General features: G+C 65.0%; 16 protein-coding genes and 1 tRNA gene. 12 read left to right on the plus strand and 5 right to left on the minus strand.

The window, feature by feature from the left end; translation table 11 throughout:
• The first annotated feature begins 32 nt into the window (after positions 1-32).
• The 3 genes from efeO (at position 33) to CH296_RS02605 (ending at position 3,250) form a co-directional block, all read left to right on the plus strand.
• Positions 33-1,172: an iron uptake system protein EfeO gene (gene efeO, locus CH296_RS02595; RefSeq protein ID WP_094683960.1), complete on the plus strand. Its 1,140-nt coding sequence runs from the start codon at positions 33-35 to the stop codon at positions 1,170-1,172.
• On the plus strand, positions 1,153-2,403 hold the full coding sequence (efeB, locus tag CH296_RS02600) for an iron uptake transporter deferrochelatase/peroxidase subunit (protein ID WP_094683961.1): 1,251 nt from the start codon (positions 1,153-1,155) through the stop codon (positions 2,401-2,403). The genes efeO and efeB overlap by 20 nt, the downstream gene beginning before the upstream one ends.
• Before the next feature lie 205 nt (positions 2,404-2,608).
• Positions 2,609-3,250 (plus strand): dihydrofolate reductase family protein, encoded by a 642-nt coding sequence (locus tag CH296_RS02605; protein WP_094645609.1) that lies wholly within the window; start codon positions 2,609-2,611, stop codon positions 3,248-3,250.
• Positions 3,251-3,288: 38 nt separating this feature from the next.
• On the opposite strand, the gene CH296_RS02610 is transcribed toward CH296_RS02605, so the two are convergent.
• From CH296_RS02610 to CH296_RS02630, 4 genes are all read right to left on the minus strand, one after another.
• Positions 3,289-4,203 (minus strand): MazG family protein, encoded by a 915-nt coding sequence (locus CH296_RS02610; protein WP_094645610.1) that lies wholly within the window; start codon positions 4,201-4,203, stop codon positions 3,289-3,291.
• 2 nt (positions 4,204-4,205) lie between these two features.
• A complete protein-coding gene (gene mfd / locus CH296_RS02615; RefSeq protein ID WP_256980324.1) occupies positions 4,206-7,790 on the minus strand; it encodes a transcription-repair coupling factor in 3,585 nt (1,194 codons plus the stop codon).
• 361 nt (positions 7,791-8,151) lie between these two features.
• Complete coding sequence (locus tag CH296_RS02625; RefSeq protein WP_032395696.1) at positions 8,152-8,796, minus strand: ScbR family autoregulator-binding transcription factor; 645 nt, start codon at positions 8,794-8,796, stop codon at positions 8,152-8,154.
• 189 nt (positions 8,797-8,985) lie between these two features.
• Positions 8,986-9,624: a TetR/AcrR family transcriptional regulator gene (locus CH296_RS02630; protein ID WP_082073772.1), complete on the minus strand. Its 639-nt coding sequence runs from the start codon at positions 9,622-9,624 to the stop codon at positions 8,986-8,988.
• A gap of 257 nt (positions 9,625-9,881) precedes the next feature.
• Here CH296_RS02630 and CH296_RS02635 point away from each other — a divergent pair.
• The 8 genes from CH296_RS02635 (at position 9,882) to CH296_RS02670 (ending at position 17,309) form a co-directional block, all read left to right on the plus strand.
• Positions 9,882-9,952: transfer RNA gene (locus CH296_RS02635), tRNA-Gln, on the plus strand.
• Between the two features lie 53 nt (positions 9,953-10,005).
• Positions 10,006-11,478 carry a bifunctional UDP-N-acetylglucosamine diphosphorylase/glucosamine-1-phosphate N-acetyltransferase GlmU gene (glmU, locus tag CH296_RS02640; protein WP_094683962.1) on the plus strand — a complete coding sequence of 491 codons (1,473 nt, stop codon included), beginning with the start codon at positions 10,006-10,008 and terminating at the stop codon, positions 11,476-11,478.
• Complete coding sequence (locus CH296_RS02645) at positions 11,475-12,458, plus strand: ribose-phosphate diphosphokinase (protein WP_032395699.1); 984 nt, start codon at positions 11,475-11,477, stop codon at positions 12,456-12,458. Before glmU ends, CH296_RS02645 begins: the two co-directional genes overlap by 4 nt.
• A gap of 137 nt (positions 12,459-12,595) precedes the next feature.
• Positions 12,596-13,225, plus strand: a complete 630-nt coding sequence (locus CH296_RS02650) for a hypothetical protein (RefSeq protein ID WP_254924305.1) — start codon at positions 12,596-12,598, stop codon at positions 13,223-13,225.
• An 18-nt stretch (positions 13,226-13,243) separates the two neighbouring features.
• Entirely contained in the window at positions 13,244-14,440 is a 1,197-nt protein-coding gene (locus CH296_RS02655; RefSeq protein WP_094631259.1) for a sensor histidine kinase, read from the plus strand.
• Entirely contained in the window at positions 14,440-15,099 is a 660-nt protein-coding gene (locus tag CH296_RS02660) for a response regulator transcription factor (RefSeq protein ID WP_094631258.1), read from the plus strand. Before CH296_RS02655 ends, CH296_RS02660 begins: the two co-directional genes overlap by 1 nt.
• A gap of 81 nt (positions 15,100-15,180) precedes the next feature.
• Complete coding sequence (locus CH296_RS02665) at positions 15,181-15,933, plus strand: ABC transporter ATP-binding protein (RefSeq protein ID WP_094683963.1); 753 nt, start codon at positions 15,181-15,183, stop codon at positions 15,931-15,933.
• The gene (locus CH296_RS02670; RefSeq protein WP_094631256.1) at positions 15,930-17,309 is read left to right on the plus strand and encodes an ABC transporter permease; all 1,380 of its coding nucleotides are present in this window, start codon (positions 15,930-15,932) and stop codon (positions 17,307-17,309) included. The genes CH296_RS02665 and CH296_RS02670 overlap by 4 nt, the downstream gene beginning before the upstream one ends.
• A 73-nt stretch (positions 17,310-17,382) precedes the next feature.
• On the opposite strand, the gene CH296_RS02675 is transcribed toward CH296_RS02670, so the two are convergent.
• On the minus strand, positions 17,383-18,378 hold the full coding sequence (locus CH296_RS02675; protein WP_094631297.1) for an aldo/keto reductase: 996 nt from the start codon (positions 18,376-18,378) through the stop codon (positions 17,383-17,385).
• A 102-nt stretch (positions 18,379-18,480) separates the two neighbouring features.
• On the opposite strand from CH296_RS02675, the gene CH296_RS02680 reads away from it, so the two are divergent.
• The gene (locus tag CH296_RS02680) at positions 18,481-19,332 is read left to right on the plus strand and encodes a helix-turn-helix transcriptional regulator (RefSeq protein WP_094658588.1); all 852 of its coding nucleotides are present in this window, start codon (positions 18,481-18,483) and stop codon (positions 19,330-19,332) included.
• Positions 19,333-19,334: the final 2 nt, after the last annotated feature.

The following is a 19,334-nucleotide window of genomic DNA, read 5'->3' on the forward strand; positions in this document are numbered from 1 at the left end:
GTACTTCAGAACTCCTGAAAGGCACCACCACCATGCGTCGTTCCACCTTCGCCCTGGCCGCAGTCGCGGTTCTGCCGATGGCATTGGCCGGATGCACCGAAAAGTCCTCCACCGAGGCCGCATCGGGCGATATCGCCGTCACCGCGACGGACTCCTCCTGCGATGTGAGCGCATCCGAGGGCACCACCGGCAACTCGACCTTCCAGATCACCAACAACGGCAGCAAGGTCACCGAGTTCTACGTCTACGGCGAGGGTGACCGCGTCATGGGTGAGGTGGAGAACATCGGACCCGGCCTGACGCGTCAGCTCATCGTCGCCCTTCCCGACCCGGGCACGTACCAAACCGCCTGCAAGGCAGGCATGGTGGGCGACGGCGTGCGCGCGGACTTCGTGGTGACCGGCGAGTCGGTCCGCTCGGCGGGCGAGGACGGGCTGCTCGCCGAGGCCGCGGCGGGCTACAAGCGCTACGTCGTCAGCCAGATCGATGCGTTGCAGGACACCACGGCATCGTTCGTCACCGCCGTCAAGAGCGGCGACGTCGACGCAGCCAAGGCCCAGTTCCCCATTGCGCGTAGCTACTACGAGCGCATCGAGCCCGTCGCCGAGAGCTTCCCCGACGACCTCGACCCACGCATCGACCTGCGTGAGCCCGACGTGGAGCCCGGAGCCGAATGGACCGGATTCCACCGCATCGAAAAGGATCTGTGGACGCAGGGCCTGCAGCCCGACACGAACGCAATGGCCGATCAACTCGAGGCCGACATCACCGAACTCGCCGACAAGATCAAGGCCGACGACTTCACCATCGACCCCATCCAGGTGGCAGGCGGCGCACAGGGACTGCTCGACGAGGTCGCCAAAACCAAGATCAGCGGTGAAGAGGACTTCTTCTCACACACCGACCTGTGGGACTTCCAAGCCAACGTCGACGGCTCCCAGGCCGCCATCGCCGCCGTTCGTCCCATCCTCGACGAGCGCAACGCCGAACTCGGTACCGCCATCGATGCCCGCTTCGCAGAACTCGACGCCGAACTGGCCAAGTACCGCAGCGGCGACGGCTTCGTCTTCTACGACACCGTGACCGAACCACAGCGCCAGGAACTGTCCAACAAGATCGACGCATTGTCCGCCGAAGTGAGCCAGGTGCAGGGTGTCGTTGCCGGACAATAAGACCGGACAATTCTCCCGACGGCGCCTCTTCGGTGCCGTCGGGACCGGTGCTGCGCTCGTCGGAGTCGGCGCAATCGCCGGACATGCGACGGCCTCCGGTGCCGAGGCACCCGCATCGGATGTCGTCGAATTTCGCGGAGACCACCAGGCCGGAATCGTCACCCCGGCACAGGATCGCATGCACTTCGTCGCCTTCGACATCACCACCGACTCACGCGACGACTTCGTTGCGCTGCTGAAGAAGTGGACCCTGATGGCCGAACGGCTCACCAAGGGCGAGGAAACCTTCGACGGCGGTGCCGTCGACGGTGGCCAGTACAACCCTCCCGCGGATACCGGCGAGGCCCTCGGCCTGAACGCGTCATCGCTGACGCTGACGATCGGATTCGGTCCGTCGATGTTCGACCGATTCGACCTGGCCTCGAAAAGGCCTGCGTCACTTGCCGACCTGCAACATTTTCCGGCCGACAACCTCGACCCCCGCCGCTCCGGCGGCGACCTCTGCATCCAGGCCTGCGCCGACGACCCGCAGGTGGCCGTCCACGCAATCCGCAACCTCGCCCGCGTCGGATTCGGCACCGTCTCGGTGAAATGGTCTCAACTCGGCTTCGGCCGAACCTCATCCACCTCGACCACCCAGGCAACACCGCGAAACCTGTTCGGCTTCAAGGACGGAACGGCCAACCTCAAGGCCGAGGACCCGTCGTTGCTCGACGAGAACGTGTGGGTTGCGTCCGACGATGATCAAGAGTGGATGGCAGGCGGCTCCTACCTCGTGGCCCGACGCATCCGCATGCTCATCGAATCCTGGGACCGCACCACGCTCAAGGAACAAGAACGAGTGATCGGGCGCAGCAAAGGAACCGGTGCGCCGCTGGGTCAGAAGGACGAATTCGACGCACTCGACTTCGAATCCCAAGGGCCCGAGGGCACCTTCATCGACAAGACCGCCCACGTGCGCCTGGCGTCCAAGGAAAACCTCGGCGGCGTCCAGCTCCTGCGTCGGGGATACAACTTCACCGACGGTTCCGACGGCTTCGGCCACCTCGACGCCGGACTGTTCTTCATCGCCTACTGCCGCGACCCACTGACCCAATTCGTCCCGATGCAACTGGCCCTCTCCCGCAAGGACGCATTGAACGAATACATCCAACACGTGGGATCGGCGGTATTCGCCTGCCCTCCCGGCGTCGGAGAATCGGACTACTGGGGTTCGACGCTGTTCGAGTAGACCGATCCCCGCGTCGGCGTCAATGGACCCTTGCATGCGTCTGGCCGCTGCGATGGTCCATTCACGCACGACCCCGGCCTGCGTCGATGGCGCATTGCACACGTCTGACCGCTGCAAGGGTCCATTGACACAGGCGGGCGGTGAGTTAGTACGGTCGGCTCGGTCCATACGTCGTACATCATCGTCATCGACTTCGGGAGCACACATGGGACAGCTGGTTCGGGTACAGAACTTCACCATCTCGAGCGACGGAATTGCTGCGGGGCCGGACCAGAGCTTCGAGAACCCGTTCGGTCTGGACCATCTGGCACTGATGAGGTGGTACTTCGCCACCGCCAGCTTTCCTGGAAACGCCGGTTCGGGCGGCAGTCGCGGACTCGACGATTACCTCGCCCGCGACTTCTCCAACAACATCGGTGCCGAGATCATGGGCCGGAACAAGTTCGGACCCCAACGCGGACCGTGGACCGACCACGAATGGCAGGGCTGGTGGGGTGACGAACCGCCGTTCCACACCCCCGTCTTCGTCCTCACCCACCACGCGCGACCATCGATCACACTGTCCGACACCACGTTCCACTTCGTCGATGGCGAGCCCGCCGAGGTATTGACACAGGCAAAGGAGGCCGCGGGCGGTAAGGACGTGCGACTCGGCGGTGGCGTCACCAGCATCCGAGAATTCCTCGACGCCGATCTCGTCGACACCCTGCACATCGCCGTCTCGCCCATCGAATTCGGCTCGGGCCTGAAGCTGTGGGACTCCCCCGACGAATTGAACGACAGATTCGAACACGAGGTGATCCCCAGCAGCAGCGGCGTCACGCATCATTTGTTCTGGCGCAGGTAGCAGGTCCGGATCGAGGTACGAGGGGTGGATGGGAACCCTCAGCCCCGCAGACCCCAGTGCTCGATCCAGTCGAGTGCAGACATCTCCCCGGGCGCGATGCCGGCGTTGCGGGCCGAGGCTTCGGCGTTGCGGATCAGGGATGCAAAATCCAATACCCGACGCCGAAGCAGGTCCTCGGCACTGTCTCCGCCGTGCGAGTGATCGACTCCGATGTGTACGACGCGAAGGCCGTCGGGAATCAGTTCGTCGGGCAGGCCTGCCTTGGTGGCGCGGCCGATCACCTTTTGTGCCAGTGCCAATGACGGCTGAGACAGTGCGATTCCGTCGACGCAGGATCCGCGCGCCTTCTCCGAAGCCTTCTGTTCTTCCCAGGCTCGCTCCTGCTCGGCGATGTCGATGGGGCCGTTGCCCGTTCGACCGAGGTGCGGGCTGCGGTGGGTGAGCTTGGCGACGAGTCCCGCAGCGACGTCGTCGACGTCGAATGCGTTCTCGGCAGCATCCTGAGCAATTCTGGAATGAAAGAGCACCTGCAGCAATAGGTCTCCGAGTTCTTCGCGCAGGTCCACCAAGTTGCCCGCTGCGATGGCGTCGAGCAGCTCGTACGTTTCTTCCAGCAGGTACCCGCGCAACGACTCGTGGGTCTGCTGCGCTTCCCAGCCGCCGAGTGTGCGCAGGCGATCCATCAACCGGACCGCCGCGATGAGGTCGTCACCGGGGAGCTTCTCGGCGGCGATGATGCGTTCGCCGAGCCCGATCCGTTCCTGAACGTCGGGGTTGGCCGGGTCGGTGCTCACCAGAACAGCGTCGACGGCGTCGGGCGCAGCGGTTCCGGAGAACAGCCACCGCACTCGCACCGGCACTTCTTCGGTGAATTGCACGGGCTCGCCCAGAAATTCGACGGCGTCCACCGGGACCTGCGTGGGACGGACCGGGTCGAGCAGAACTACCGTCACCGCTACACCCCCACTGTTTGCTCCAGCAACACCGACCGAGATGGTTTCCCGTCCAAGGATAGGATGAGATCGGCGATGAACTGGACCAATTCGACGTCGCGTACGCGCGCCGCCCCCACGCCGCCGCCCTCGACGCGCGGCAGCGGCAACTGCACCACACCGGTGGTGGCCCGGTACGCAGCACTCGGGTACAGCCGCTTGAGGCGGATCTGCTTGGAATCGGGCAGATCCATGGGGGCCAGCTTCACCTGCGTTCCGGCGACGTTGACGTCGGTCAGACCGTATTCCTTGGCGATCAGGCGCAGCTTGGCGATGGAGACCAGGCGGCCGACCTCCTCGGGCAGCGGACCGTACCGGTCGACGAGTTCGTCGATGACGGCGTCGATGCCCTCGGAATCTGCTGCCGCAGCGAGCTTTCGATAGCCCTCGAGCCGCAATCGATCGCTGGTGACGTAGTCGGGTGGGATGTTGGCGTCGACGGGCAGGTCGATGCGCACTTCCTTGGGTGCCTCGTCGGTGGTGATGGGCTTGCCGTCGGCGGCCGCGCGGTACGCCTCGACCGCTTCACCGACGAGCCGCACGTACAGGTCGAAGCCGACGCCTGCGACGTGACCGGACTGCTCCGCGCCCAGAACGTTTCCGGCACCACGGATTTCGAGGTCCTTCATCGCCACCGCCATACCGGCACCGAGATCGGAGTTCTGCGAGATGGTCGCCAGCCGGTCGTATGCGGTTTCGGTGAGCGGCTTCTCCGGCGGATACAGGAAATATGCGTAACCGCGCTCGCGACTACGGCCCACTCGGCCTCGCAGCTGGTGCAACTGAGAGAGGCCCAGTGAATCGGATCGCTCGACGATCAGCGTGTTGGCATTGGAGATGTCGAGACCGGTCTCGATGATGGTGGTACACACCAGCACGTCGGTCTCGCGCTGCCAGAAGCCCTGCACGGTGCGTTCGAGTGTTTCCTCGTTCATCTGACCGTGCGCCGTCGCCACCCGCGCCTCGGGCACCAGATCACGAATCTTCTTGGCGGCCTTGTCGATCGAGCTGACTCGGTTGTGCACGAAGAACACCTGGCCGTCGCGCAGCAGCTCCCGCCTGATGGCCGCGGCCACCTGCTTGTCGTTGTACGCACCCACGTAGGTGAGCACCGGGTGCCGCTCCTCCGGCGGAGTGAGGATGGTCGACATCTCCCGGATTCCGGCCAGGCTCATCTCGAGCGTTCGCGGAATCGGCGTTGCAGACATCGTCAGCACGTCGACGTGGGTCCGGAGCGACTTGATGTGCTCCTTGTGCTCGACGCCGAAGCGCTGCTCCTCGTCGACGATGACCAGACCGAGGTCCTTCCAGGCCACACCGGTCTGCAACAAGCGGTGCGTACCGACGACGATGTCGACCGTTCCGTCGGCCAGCCCGGCCATGACCTCTTTGGATTCGGAGCCGTGAGTGAAGCGGGAGAGCCCCTTCACCGTCACCGGGAACGACGCCATCCGAGCGGTGAAGGTCTGCAGATGTTGTTGTGCCAGAAGCGTTGTCGGGACCAGCACGGCGACCTGCTTGCCGTCCTGCACCGCCTTGAACGCCGCGCGAACCGCGATCTCGGTCTTGCCGTACCCGACGTCACCGAGGATGACGCGGTCCATCGGAACCGCCTTCTCCATGTCGGCCTTGACGTCGGTGATGGCCGTCATCTGGTCGACGGTCTCGGTGAACCCGAACGCATCTTCCATTTCGAGCTGCCACGGGGTGTCGGGGCCGAAAGCGTGCCCGGGCGCTGCCTGACGAGCAGCGTACAGCTGCACGAGTTCGCCGGCGATCTCGCGAACTGCCTTGCGCGCCTTGCGTTTGGTGTTGGCCCAATCGGACCCGCCGAGCTTGCTCAGAGCCGGCAGCTCGCCGCCGACGTAACGCGAGAGCTGATCGAGCGAGTCCATCGGGACGAAGAGTCGGTCGCCTGGATGGCCCCGCTTGCTCGGTGCGTATTCGACCACGAGGTATTCGCGTCGGGCGCCGCCGATGGTGCGTTCGACCATCTCGACGAATCGACCGATGCCGTGCTGATCGTGCACGACGCTGTCGCCGGCGACGAGGGCGAGCGGATCGACCTGGTTGCGACGCTTCGCCGGGAGCTTGCGCCCCTCGCCCGCTGCGGCCACGCGGTTGCCGGTCAGATCGCTCTCGGTGACGACCACGAGTTTCGCATCGGGAAAGACCAGGCCGTCGTGCAACGATCCGCACAGGACGTTCACGACGTCGGCGACGGGGACCGCACCGGAATCGAGATGTGCCGCAGGCACTTCGGCCTCGGCGAGGCGTTCGATGATGCGGGAGGCGGTACCTGCACCCGCGACGGAGATGACCGCACGACCACCGGTGGCGATGTGCGCCCGCAACGTTGCGAACAGGGCCGTCAGCGCCTCCTCGGATCCCCGCACCTCCGGGACCGAATCGACGGCGAGTTCGACTTCTTCACCGTTGCCGGATGCCAACGGACTGATGGTCCACCACGGACGACCGTGCACCTGCGCCGATTCGCGAACCTGTCGAAGTGAACGGTAGGCCGAGGCACCGAGATCGAGAGACGCACCTTCGAGGCTGGACGTATCGAGAGTGGAGGTATCGAGCGGCGCAGCTCCTCCGATCGACGCCGCCGTCCAGGATGCTTCGAGGAACTCCTGCCCGGTGCGGACCAGATCTGTTGCGCGCGTTCGGATTCGCTCGGGATCGCAGAGCAATACGTGTGTTCCCGCGGGGAGGGTGTCCGCGAGCAACTGCAACTCACCCGGTTGCAGCAGCGGCAGCAGCGCCTCCATGCCCTCCACCGGGACGCCTGCGGACAGCTTGTCGAGCATCTCGACCAACGCGGTGTCGCCGGCGTTGTCGGCTGCGAGGACCGCGGCGCGGTCGCGGACCTCCTGGGTGAGAAGCAGTTCGCGGCACGGCGGAGCGATGACGAGATCGACCTCGTGATCGGGCAACGAACGCTGATCGGAGACCGCGAACGCGCGGAGCTCGGTGATCTCGTCGCCCCAGAATTCCACGCGGACCGGGTGATCTGCCGTCGGCGAGAAGAGGTCGAGGATGCCGCCGCGGACGGCGAACTCGCCGCGCTTGCCGACCATGTCCACGCGCAGGTAGCCGAACTCGACGAGTCGATGGATCAGGCCGTCGAAGTCGATGTCGATGTCGAGCCCGACCTTGAGGGTCACGGGTTCGATCTCGCCGAGACCGGGTGCCATCGGTTGCACCAGCGAGCGGACGGTGGTGACGATGACGCGCAGAGGATCGCCGTAATCGGTGTCGCCGGGGCGAGCGAGCCGTCGGAGCACGTCGAGCCGCTTACCGACGGTATCGGCGCTCGGCGAGAGTCGCTCGTGCGGAAGCGTCTCCCATGACGGGAACATGACCACGCCGCCGCCGAGGATCTGGCGGAGTTCGTCGGTGAGATCGTCCGCTTCACGCCCGGTGGCGGTGACGATCAACAGTTGCGTGTGCTGCGCGATCGCGGCGGCGACGAACGGGCGAACCGAGTGCGGTCCGATGAGTGTGTGTTCGGCGGTTCCGATCGCGTCGGCGACGGCCACCATGGCCGAATCGGTCAGCGCGACGCTGGCCAGACCCGAGAGTTGCAGCGCCGCGTCGGGAACGATCGGGGCCGGCCCGGATGAAGAAATGGCAGGCAGAGAATCGGAAGACAACAGCAATGCTCCTACAAGCGAGTCGAGGCGATGGCTGCTCACACACAGTCACGAGCGAGTCTATGGGAGCACGCCGACAGCCCGGCGAGCGGGAGACGACGGGCTACGTCAGAGCATCGTCGAGAGAGACTCGGCAGCACTGCCCGACGCGAGCGTTCGGCTTTATCCGGACGCCTCACATGCCGTCAACGGCGAATATCCGGAACGGCTTCGCGATGACATCGCCGACTTCGTGGGCCGGCATCGCAAGTTACGGGCCGAAGCGGATGACGCGACGCGCTGCGAATTCGCGGAAGTAGTCGAGCTTGTTGGCAGGAACCAACGCCGGGAGAAGGTAGTACCAGAGGCGCTCCATGCGCGACGGCAATTCCTCGGTGGTGGAGGTGGCAACTGCCACCATGTGTACGCCGGTGAGGATTTCCAGGACCAGAGATCCGATGGTGCGCGAATCCGAGTTGGGGTCGATGTCCCCCTGCGCGATGGCCTTGGCGGCGAGCCTGTCGAACGACTCGCTCCACCCGGCCATGACGTTGCCCTCGGTGCCGCGGTAATCGCCGATCTGATGGCTCAGCCGAAGCATGGCCGAGACCATGGGGTCGCTGACCGAGAGGTCGACGACGATGTAGGAAATACCGATCGCCGCTTCGAGTGCGGGGATTCGACCGTCGTTGAACTGCGAGCAGGCCGTCGTCAGACGAGCGTTGCCCTCGTCGATGACCGCACGTGCCAGTTCTTCCTTGGAGCCGAAATGGAAGTACAGAGCGCCCTTGGTGACCTGGGACTGGGAAATGATCTCGCTGAGGCTCGCGTTCGCGTACCCGAGGCGCAGAAATACGTTCGCTGCGCCAGCCAGCACGGTGTCGCGAGTGATTTCAGCGCGGGCCTGCCTGACCATGGGATCCGCCTTCGCAATAAGAACTGCCACTGCGCAAATTACGCCCGAACGGTACCACTGAGTGGCTTTACGTCTCGTGCCAACATGCATCGGTCCGATTGAAGCACTGTGCCGTAGGTGACACAGCTCTCATGGCCGACAAAGGGGACGATACCCCCTCATACGCCGTGGAGAGACCGAACCGTGTACTCATTCCTCGGTCAATCGAGGGTCCGCTTCCAGATTCGTCAGCCCGTTCCAGCACAGGTTGACCACGTGCGCCGCCACCACTTCCTTCGACGGGGTACGCACATCGAGCCACCATTGCGCGGTCATCGACACCATTCCGACGAGGGCCTGGGCGTACATCGGCGCGAACTCGGGATCGAGACCTCGGCGCGAGAAATCTCCGGCCAGCATGTGCCCGACGCGACCGACGGCCTCGTTGAGCAGCGACGAGTACTTGCCGTCCTCGGCGGAGACCGGAGAGTCACGAACGAGGATGCGGAAGCCGTCGGTGCGGTCCTCGATATAGGTGAGCAGCGCCAGCGCAACCCGCTCGACACGGATCCGCGACCTGTTGAGATCGAGGGAACTGGTGATCATTCCCAGCAGAGTCGACATCTCGCGGTCGACGATGACGGCGTAGAGACCTTCCTTACCGCCGAAGTGCTCGTAGACGACCGGCTTGGACACGTTCGCGCGTCCCGCGATCTCCTCGACGGACGCGGCCTCGTACCCGCGTTCGGCGAACAGCGTCCGACCCACCTCGATCAACTGCTCGCGCCGTTGCGTCCCCGTCATCCGGACCCGAGGTGAGCGTTCCTGCTCGGAGGCTGCGCCTGTCATGGAAAACCGCTTCCGTCACCGACCGTGTGCATTGTCAGACGCCACCCTCGACGTCTCCCTCACCCTAACCATGTCCGAACCATCCGGTTTCGAACGTCGCGAGTGCAGGGACAAGAACAACTCGAACGGTCTCATGTGCGCCGCAGTTCGACTCACCACTACCTCGCGTGCGAGGATCGGTGCGCTCAGTGGGAGCGCAGCGGCAGACGAAGGCGTCGTTCGATTCGTCGGCCACTGATGAAACCGCTGGCCGTTTATCCGCCGTGGTGTAATGGCAGCACCTCTGATTTTGGTTCAGATAGTTCAGGTTCGAGTCCTGGCGGCGGAGCGAGCAACATCATTCACGCATGCCGTCATTCGCGTTACCGCCTGAGGAGCTCAATGCCTGTGCAGACCGCCGTGGTCGTTCTCGCTGCGGGTGCAGGTACCCGAATGCGATCGAAGACTCCGAAAGTTCTGCACCCCCTGGCCGGTCGCACCATGCTTGCGCACGCCCTGCACGCAGCCGCCGACCTGGGCCCCGACCATCTGGTGACGGTCGTCGGACACGATCGCGAACGAGTCACGGACGCCGTCCAGAACCTCGCAGCCACCTTCGGTCGCACGATTCACACTGCCGTCCAGGATCGCCAGCTCGGCACCGGGCACGCCGTCCAGTGCGGCCTCGCTGCACTCCCGGACGACTTCGAGGGCACGATCCTCGTCACCGCAGCCGACGTCCCGCTGCTCGACGGCCACACTCTCAAAGCTCTGCTCGACGAGCATCTGAGCGCCCCCCGGCCCGCCGCGGCCACGGTTCTGACATTCCTGCCCGACGACGCCAACGGATACGGCCGCATCGTCCGCACCGACGACGGCGAGGTGGCCGAGATCGTCGAGCATGCCGACGCCACGCCCGCTCAGGTCCTCATCGGCGAGGTCAACTCCGGCGTCTACGCGTTCGACGCCGTTGCGCTTCGTACCGCCCTGGGCAAGCTCAGCACCGCCAACGCTCAGCACGAGCTGTACCTGACCGACGTCGTCAAGATCAGCAAGGCGGACGGTAAAGCCGTGTACGGCACTCAGCTCGCCGATCCCGATCTGGTGGTGGGCGTCAACGACCGCGTCCAGCTGGCGCACGTCACGTCCGTGCTCAACCGCCACATCATCGAACGGCACATGCGGGCCGGCGTCACCGTCGTGGACCCGTCGACCACCTGGATCGACATCGACGTCACCCTCGGCGCGGACGTCCGCATCGAACCCGGCGTCCAACTCCACGGCAAGACTCACATCGCCGACGACGCCATCGTCGGGCCCGACTCGACGCTGCGTGACGTCGAGATCGGCGAGCGCGCGTCGGTCGTGCGGACCCACGCCGAGCAGGCCGTGATCGGACCGGATGCCACCGTCGGACCGTTCACCTATCTGCGTCCGGGCACGGTGCTGGGCGCAGGCGGCAAACTCGGTGCCTACGTCGAGACCAAGAACGCGACGATCGGCCGCAACACCAAGGTCCCGCACCTCACCTACGTCGGCGATGCCACGATCGGTGACCACAGCAACATCGGTTGCTCCAACGTCTTCGCCAACTACGACGGCGTCAACAAGAGCCGCACGGAAATCGGATCCCACGTACGGACCGGTTCCGACTCGACGTTCGTCGCTCCCGTACATGTGGGCGACGGCGCTTACACCGGTGCAGGAACAGTGGTTCGGGACGATGTTCCTCCCGGCGCATTGGCCGTCTCCGGTGGTAAGCAACGCAATATCGAAGGCTGGGTCATGGACAACAGGCCCGGAACCGAAGCTGCGAAAGCAGCGGCGCTCGCAGATCGTGATCGGCAAGAACAAAAGGACGGCGAAGAGCAGTGACCACCCCTAATTGGATCGACAACCAGAAGAACCTGATGTTGTTTTCTGGTCGAGCACATCCGGAGTTGGCCGAGCAGGTCGCCAAGGAACTCGGAATCGACGTCACCCCGCAGACCGCGCGTGACTTCGCCAACGGCGAGATCTTCGTGCGCTTCGAGGAGTCGGTCCGCGGGTCGGACGCCTTCGTGCTGCAGTCGCATCCGTTCCCGCTCAACACGTGGCTGATGGAACAGCTCATCATGATCGACGCGCTCAAGCGCGGATCGGCCAAGCGCATCACCGCGATCCTGCCGTTCTACCCGTACGCCCGCCAGGACAAGAAGCACCGGGGACGCGAGCCCATCTCCGCTCGTCTGGTCGCGGATCTGCTCAAGACCGCCGGTGCCGACCGCATCATCACCGTCGACCTGCACACCGATCAGATCCAGGGCTTCTTCGACGGGCCCGTCGATCACATGCACGCACACAGCCAGCTCGCCGACCACATTCGGGCGACCTACAGCCTCGAGCACATCACCGTGGTCTCCCCCGACTCCGGCCGTGTACGCGTCGCCGAGAAGTGGGCCGACTCGTTCGACGGCGCGCCGCTGGCGTTCATCCACAAGACGCGTGACCCGTTGGTGCCCAACCAGGTCAAGTCCAATCGCGTCGTCGGTGACGTCGAAGGCCGCACCTGCATCCTCATCGACGACATGATCGACACCGGCGGCACCATCGCCGGCGCCGTGAAGGTGCTCAAGGAGGCCGGAGCCGGTGACGTCGTCATCGCCGCCACCCACGGCGTTCTGTCCAACCCCGCCGCCGAGCGCCTCGCGAACTGCGGTGCCAAGGAAGTGGTCGTCACCAACACGCTGCCGATCAGCGACGAGAAGCGCTTCGCAACGCTGACCGAGCTCTCGATCGCGCCGCTGCTGGCCCGCACCATTCGCGAGGTCTTCGAAAACGGTTCCGTCACCAGCCTTTTCAACGGCAGCGCATAACAGTCAGTCTGTTTCACCCCGCCCCGCCCACTCTCCGTCCGCGTCGCATGAACTACGTCACGTCCGTGACCGGAACATGCAGCTCGCGAGGCGGGGGTGTGCGGGGCGGGTTTCGTTGTCACCTAAGATGACTCGTCGTGATCGACGCAGACTCTCCCCACGGCCCGGCTGGAACTACTACGGTCAGAATTGCCCGATGGACGCCGGGCGGGTGCGTCTGGTGCGGTAGTACCGACAGCGTCGAGGACTTCCGAAACGAGCCGCGCTGCGGGCTGTGCCGCGAGAAGGAAGCGGTCATCGACGAGGCCAAGCACTTCATCGGGATGTACGGTCTGCGGCCCCTGGGCGGCACGCTGGCGTCCGAGGACGAGGAGGAGCGCGAGTACCGCGTCACGGCTCGGGATGCGCGTGAGGTGCTCAACCGTATTCGGCTCGAGAAGCTGCCCGATCCGGCTGCCGTCCGCAAAGCGTTGCGTCCCAGGGCCGCTGCTGCGGGAAACTCACCGGCCTCGACGACGTCCGGAGCGCCTGCGAAGGCACCGACGAAGAAGTCGCAGGCCGGTGTCACCGGAATCGATGCGATCGAACTGCAGTCACGTGTGCAGAAGCTGCTCGGCCAGCTCACCTCCGTCGACGAGCAGATCAGCGCACTCGACGGCGTGCAGGGCCTGCCGGCACGTGCACGCATGAAGGATCTCGAACGGCAACGCACCACAGTCCTGTCGACGCTGGCCGCGCTCGAGAAGGCTCGTCGCCGCACCAACTGATCCACGTAGTCTGATCGAGTGCTGCGCAAGCGTTCGATCTCACGGCAGGTGCTCGATGCCACCTACGCCGTCGTCTTCGTTCTGCTCCTGCTGCCGTCGACGCTGAGCGGACCGTACGGTTCTTCCGGCGCGGGTGTGCTGGTCGGTTTCGGCGTAGCGCTGGCCATCAGGCGCCGCTCACCGCGATTGTCGTTGGCACTGGCCTGGGTGCTGGCCGTCGTGCAGATGGTCGGCGGGGTGCTCCCCCTCTCCGCGGACACCGCAATCTTCGCGATTCTGTACTGCTCGGCCGCGTACGGCGACAGCGTCGTTCGACGCTTCGGGCTCGCGTCGGCCGTCGGCGGCGGAGTGATCGCCGCGCTGTACCTGGCGTACGTGGACGGCAATCCCTTCGGCCCGCCCACGGAGGAGGGCTACCAGGAACCCCGAATCGCGCAGTTCGCCCTGCTCCTCGCCGGCCTGTGGGCCATGCTCGGATTGTCCTGGGCACTGGGCCGTCTCGCCTACGCCCGGCGCACAGCCATCGAATCCGCACACGCCCGCGAGCTCGCCGAGGTACATCAGGCCCGCGCCGAACACGAAGTGGCAATCGAGCAGGAGCGCAACAGAATTGCTCGCGACATGCACGACATCGTGGCGCATTCGCTCGCCGTGGTGATCGCGCAGGCCGACGGTGCACGCTACGTACGCGCCATCGATCCCGCAGCCGTCGACACTGCGCTGACGACCATCTCCGACACCGCGCGCGATGCACTGACCGACGTCCGGGTGTTGCTCGGACAGCTTCGGCACAGTCAGGGCGATCTACCGAACCCGACACCCGACGATCTCGAGCGTCTCTTCGACCAGGTGCGCGCGACCGGACTGACCATCGACTCCTCGATCGACACCACGTCGGTGTCGTTGGGTGCCGGTGCGCACCTCGCGCTCTATCGCATCGCGCAGGAATCGCTGACCAATGCCCTACGTCACGGTGATCCCGACAAGCCCGTCAGCGTCACGATCGAATCCGACTCGGCGGGCATCGAATTGACGGTGCGCAACACTGTGCGTTCGGTGCGTTCGGCATCGGAATCGGGCGGGCACGGAATCGCCGGTATGAAGGAACGCGCCAGCCTCGCCGGCGGCATGTGCACCGCGTCCGGCGACGGCTCGTCGTGGACCGTGACTGCCTGGCTTCCTGCTGCCGGCTCGTCCACGAAGGGAATCGACTGATGGCAGATCGAATCGAGGTGGCTCTGGTCGACGACCAGCAGCTGTTCCGAGCAGGTATTCGTATGCTCATCTCCTCGCAGCCGGACCTGGAGTTCGTCGGGGAAGCGGGCAACGGGCGAGAGGCCGTGGAGCTCGCCGCGTCGGCGAAGCCCGATGTGATGCTCATGGACGTCCGGATGCCGGTGCTCGACGGTATCGCCGCCACCGAGCAGATCGTGGCCGCGTCCGATACTCCACCGCGGATTCTGGTGCTCACCACTTTCGATCTCGACGAGAGCGCCGCGCGAGCGATCCGCTCCGGAGCAAGCGGTTTCGTGCTCAAGGACGCCGACCCGGAATTTCTGCTCGCCGCGATCCGGACGGTCCATGCGGGTAACTCTGTGATCGCCGCGTCGGCCACGACGGGGCTGCTGGCGCACTTCACACCTACGCCCGAGGTACCGAAGGTTCCCGCCGAGTTCGCCACCCTCACCGCACGGGAGAAGGACCTGTTTCGACTCACCGCCCGTGGGCTGAGCAATTCCGAGATCGCCGCGATGGAATTCTTGAGCGAGGCGACGGTGAAGACACACATCAGTCGAATCTTCGCCAAACTCGCGTTGCGCGACCGAGTGCAGTTGGTGGTCTACGCATTCGAGCACGGACTCACCGGAGACTGACACCGAAGTCATCCTCTCGATGTACGAGGCGAAGACTCGCGCCTGATTACTCCTGTCCGCCCACTTCATAGCGTTGTGGGCATGACAACAACACTCCCCCCGGTCGCCCGGGCATTCCAGGTCAGCAAGTATTTCGGTGACTCGTCCAACCCGGTCAGCGCCCTCGACAACGTCTCTCTCGACATTCACGGCGGCCAGTTCACCGCCATCATGGGACCGTCCGGTTCCGGCAAGTCGACTCTGATGCATGTGATGGCGGGCTTGGACAACGCCAGCACCGGACATCTGATGTTGGCCGGTGCCGACATCACCGAGGCGAACGACGACGCACTGACGACGTTGCGCCGCACGCAGGTCGGGTTCATCTTCCAGTCGTTCAATCTCGTTCCCACCCTCGATGTTCGGGGCAACATCCTGCTGCCGTTCGAGCTCGACGGCCGCGCCCCCACCGCCGAAGAGGCGGCATGGACAGAGCAGCTCATCGACACTCTGGGATTGCAAGGGCGAGTGAACCACCGCCCGCATCAGCTCTCGGGTGGACAGCAGCAGCGCGTCGCGATCGCCCGCGCACTCGGTACGCGGCCGCACCTCATCTTCGCCGACGAACCCACCGGCAACCTCGATTCCCGAACCGGCCGTGAGGTTCTCGGCCTACTCGCCGCAGCGGTGCGCGAGTACGGTCAGTCGATCGTCATGGTCACCCACGACCCCATCGCGGCCAGCTACGCCGATCGCATCGTCTTCCTCGCCGACGGCCGCATCGCCGACGAACTGCCACGTTCGACGCCGGAGCAGATCTCGAGCTACATGCTGGGAATGGAGCACGCATCATGAACGGTGTGACTTCTGCTCGGGCGTCGAAGGAGCACGGCGCCAGTCTTCTGGTGACGTCGCTGGCGTCGTTCTTCGGTGTGGTGTTGATTCAGGCGACGGCGTTCCTGGTCGATATCTTCGGGGACATGGAAGGTGCCGCCGTCACGGCGCTCTACAGCGTGGCGCTGGTGTTCATCGGTCTCGCGCTGTATGTCGCGGCGGTGGTCACCTCGAACACGTTCGCAACGATCGTCGCGGGACGCACGCGCACCATTGCTCTTCTGCGACTCCTGGGTGCCCGGGCCCGTGACCTACGTCGATCGGTGGCCAGGGAAGGCTTCCTCGTCGGATTGTTCGGTGGTGCGGTCGGTTCGGTTCTCGGAGTCGGTGCCAGCCATCTGGCCCGTGCGGTCGCCGTCTCGGCCGGTCAGCTGCCCGATGTGGAGTACACGTCCGTTCAACCGCTGGTGATCCTGCCGGTGGTCATCGTGGTACTGACGACGACCCTCGCGTCGTATGTCGGGTCACGAAAGGTGCTGGATGTGACACCCGTTCAGGCGACCGGCGGTGCCGTTGACACGGGAGTGGAGGCTCCGCGGTCGCGCCGTATCAGGACGGCACTGTCGATCGTGCTGATCGCAGGCGGAGTGGCGCTGCTGGGGCTGGGGATCCTGGTCGGGATGGTGAACCCGGCCGGTGTTCTGGTGGCGTTCCTCGGCGGTGTTGCGTCGTTCACCGGAATCATGGTCGGTGCCTATCGAATACTGCCCGCGACGCTGAGGCTGGTCGGAAGACTGTTCGGCCGGGGGCCCGCGGCAAGACTGGCTGCGGCCAACGCAATTCGCTACCCGGATCGCAGTACCCGTACCGCTGTGGGACTGCTGATCGGCGTGACGCTGGTGACCACGTTCGCCGTCGCGATGTACAGCTACCGGTCGATGCTCGTCGACGAATACGACGAGGCCTCCGTCGACCAGGTACTCACCGTGACGGTGGGAATCATGACCGGACTGATCGGGTTCTCGGCTGTGATCGCGGCAGTCGGGATGGTGAACAATCTGCTGCTGAGCATTCTGCAGCGCACCCGAGAGATCGGTCTGCTGCGGGCACTCGGATTCACCCGCAAGCAGATTCGGACGATGATCGTCTCGGAGAGCAGTCAGATGGTGGTCGCGTCGATGGGTTTCGGTCTGATTCTCGGCATCGGTTACGGCTGGGCCGCAGCACAATCGCTGCTGGGCTCGCTGGATTCGCGCGGACTCACCGCCCCCACGCTGCCGTGGGTCGTCATCGCCGGAACCGTGCTGTGCGGTGGACTCCTCGCCCTCGGTGCGTCACTGACTCCGGCGCGACGTGCCAATCAGATCTCACCGGTGCTTGCATTGGCGGACGTCTGACCTCGAGGTCTGTACCGCTCGGCGATTGCCAGGGCCCGGCGGTACAGACCATCGTGCCGGCCGACGCCTCTGCTCAGGCTTCGCTGTCGAGTTGCGCCATCTGCGCCTCGGCGTAGCGCTCGCCCGCTACCGCATCTTTCGGCACGGTACTCTCGATCCGCGACACCTCCTCGGAGGTCAACGAGATCTCCGATGCAGCAATGGTTTCCGCCAAACGCTCGACGGTTCGTGCGCCGACGACGGGCACGATGTCGTCACCCCGGGAGAGGACCCAGGCAATGGCCAGTTGCGCGACCGAGACGTTGCGCTCGTCCGCGAGCTCGGCCAGCAACTCCACGAGTTCGCGATTCCTCGTCAGGTTCTCCCCTTGGAATCGGGGGCTGTGTGCACGGAAGTCGTTGTCGGCCAACACAGTAGACGTGCGGAACGTGTCGCTCAGCAACCCACGTGAAAGCACGCCATACGCGGTGGTACCGACGCCGAGCTCGCGGGCCGTGTCGAGAATGTCGTCCTCGATTCCACGCGAGACGATGGAGTATTCGATCTGCAGGTCGCAGATCGGGTGTACCGCCGCGGCACGACGCAGCGTCGCACTCCCGATCTCGGACAAGCCGATGTGTCGCACGTATCCCGCGTCCACCATCTCGGCTATGGCACCGACGGTGTCTTCGATCGGCACCTGCGGATCCAGTCGGGCGGGTCGGTAGATGTCGATGTGATCGACGCCGAGCCGTGCGAGTGTGTAGCCCAGCGCGCTCTTGACGGCGTTCGGCCTGCCGTCGAATCCGAGCCAGCTTCCGTCGGGTCCACGTAGTGCCCCGAACTTCACCGACAGCACGACCTCGTCGCGGTTGCGCTCGCTCAGTGCCCGACCGATGAGCATCTCGTTGTGGCCGGCACCGTAGAAGTCGCCTGTGTCGACCAGGTCGACGCCGGCGTCGAGCGCAGCGTGGATGGTGCGGATCGATTCGCCGTCGCTGGAATCGCCGTATGCGCCGGACATACCCATGGCACCGAGACCGATGCGCGACACCGTGGGTCCGGTATTTCCCAATCGTGTTCTGTTCATGCCGTCCACTGTGTGCTCTGTGGCGATTGTCGCGCCAGAGAGCGGTTGTCAGGGGACTGCCCGTCCCTGGTTCGGCTCGACGATTCGGTGGACACTGAGCGAGTGGAACGTGACGAACTGGCCGACTTTCTCCGACGACGACGGGCGCTGCTGACGCCCGAGGACGTCGGTGTGTCACCCGGACCGCGCCGCCGCACGCCGGGGCTGCGCCGCGACGAAGTGGCACTGCTGGCCGGGATGTCCACCGATTACTACACCCGCCTCGAACAGCGTCGTGGGCCGCATCCGTCCACGCAGATTCTCGGTTCGCTCGCCCGCGCGCTGAGATTGGACGACGACGAGCGCGACCATCTCTACATCCTCGCCGGCCAGGCCCCGCCCACCCGTGTCGGCGCGGACAAGCACGTCGGGCCCGGCCTGATGCACCTGCTGACCAAGCTCGACGACACGCCGGCCTGCGTCGTGACAGACCTCGGCGAGATCCTGGCGCACAACGCGATGTACCTCGCGCTGGCCGAGGACCCGCGCACGTACACCGGGCTCGACAGGTACGTGGTGTGGCGGTGGTTCACCGATCCCGGCACGCGCCGCAACTTCGTCCGCGAGGACTGGGATCGGATGGGCCACAAACACGTAGCCGATCTCCGAGCAGTGTCGGCCAGGCGAGCGGGCGATCCCGAGGTCGCTGTACTGGTCGAGCGTCTACGCGCCGCCAGCTCCGAGTTCGAGACGATTTGGAGCGAGCACCGAGTCGCATACAAGACGTCGGCGTCCAAACGCTTCGTGCATCCCGAACTCGGCGTGATCGCCGTTCATTGCGAGACCCTCGTGACCCAGCGAGAGGGCCAGCATCTCCTGGTCTATTCGCCGCAGCCGGGAACCGACGCCCGCGAGAAATTGAATCTGCTCGGGGTCATCGGTACTCAGCACCTGGGCGTCACTGCCTCCGAGTAGTC

The organism is Rhodococcus sp. 14-2496-1d, assembly GCF_002259365.1.
In the GTDB taxonomy this organism is placed as follows: Bacteria; Actinomycetota; Actinomycetes; order Mycobacteriales; family Mycobacteriaceae; genus Rhodococcoides.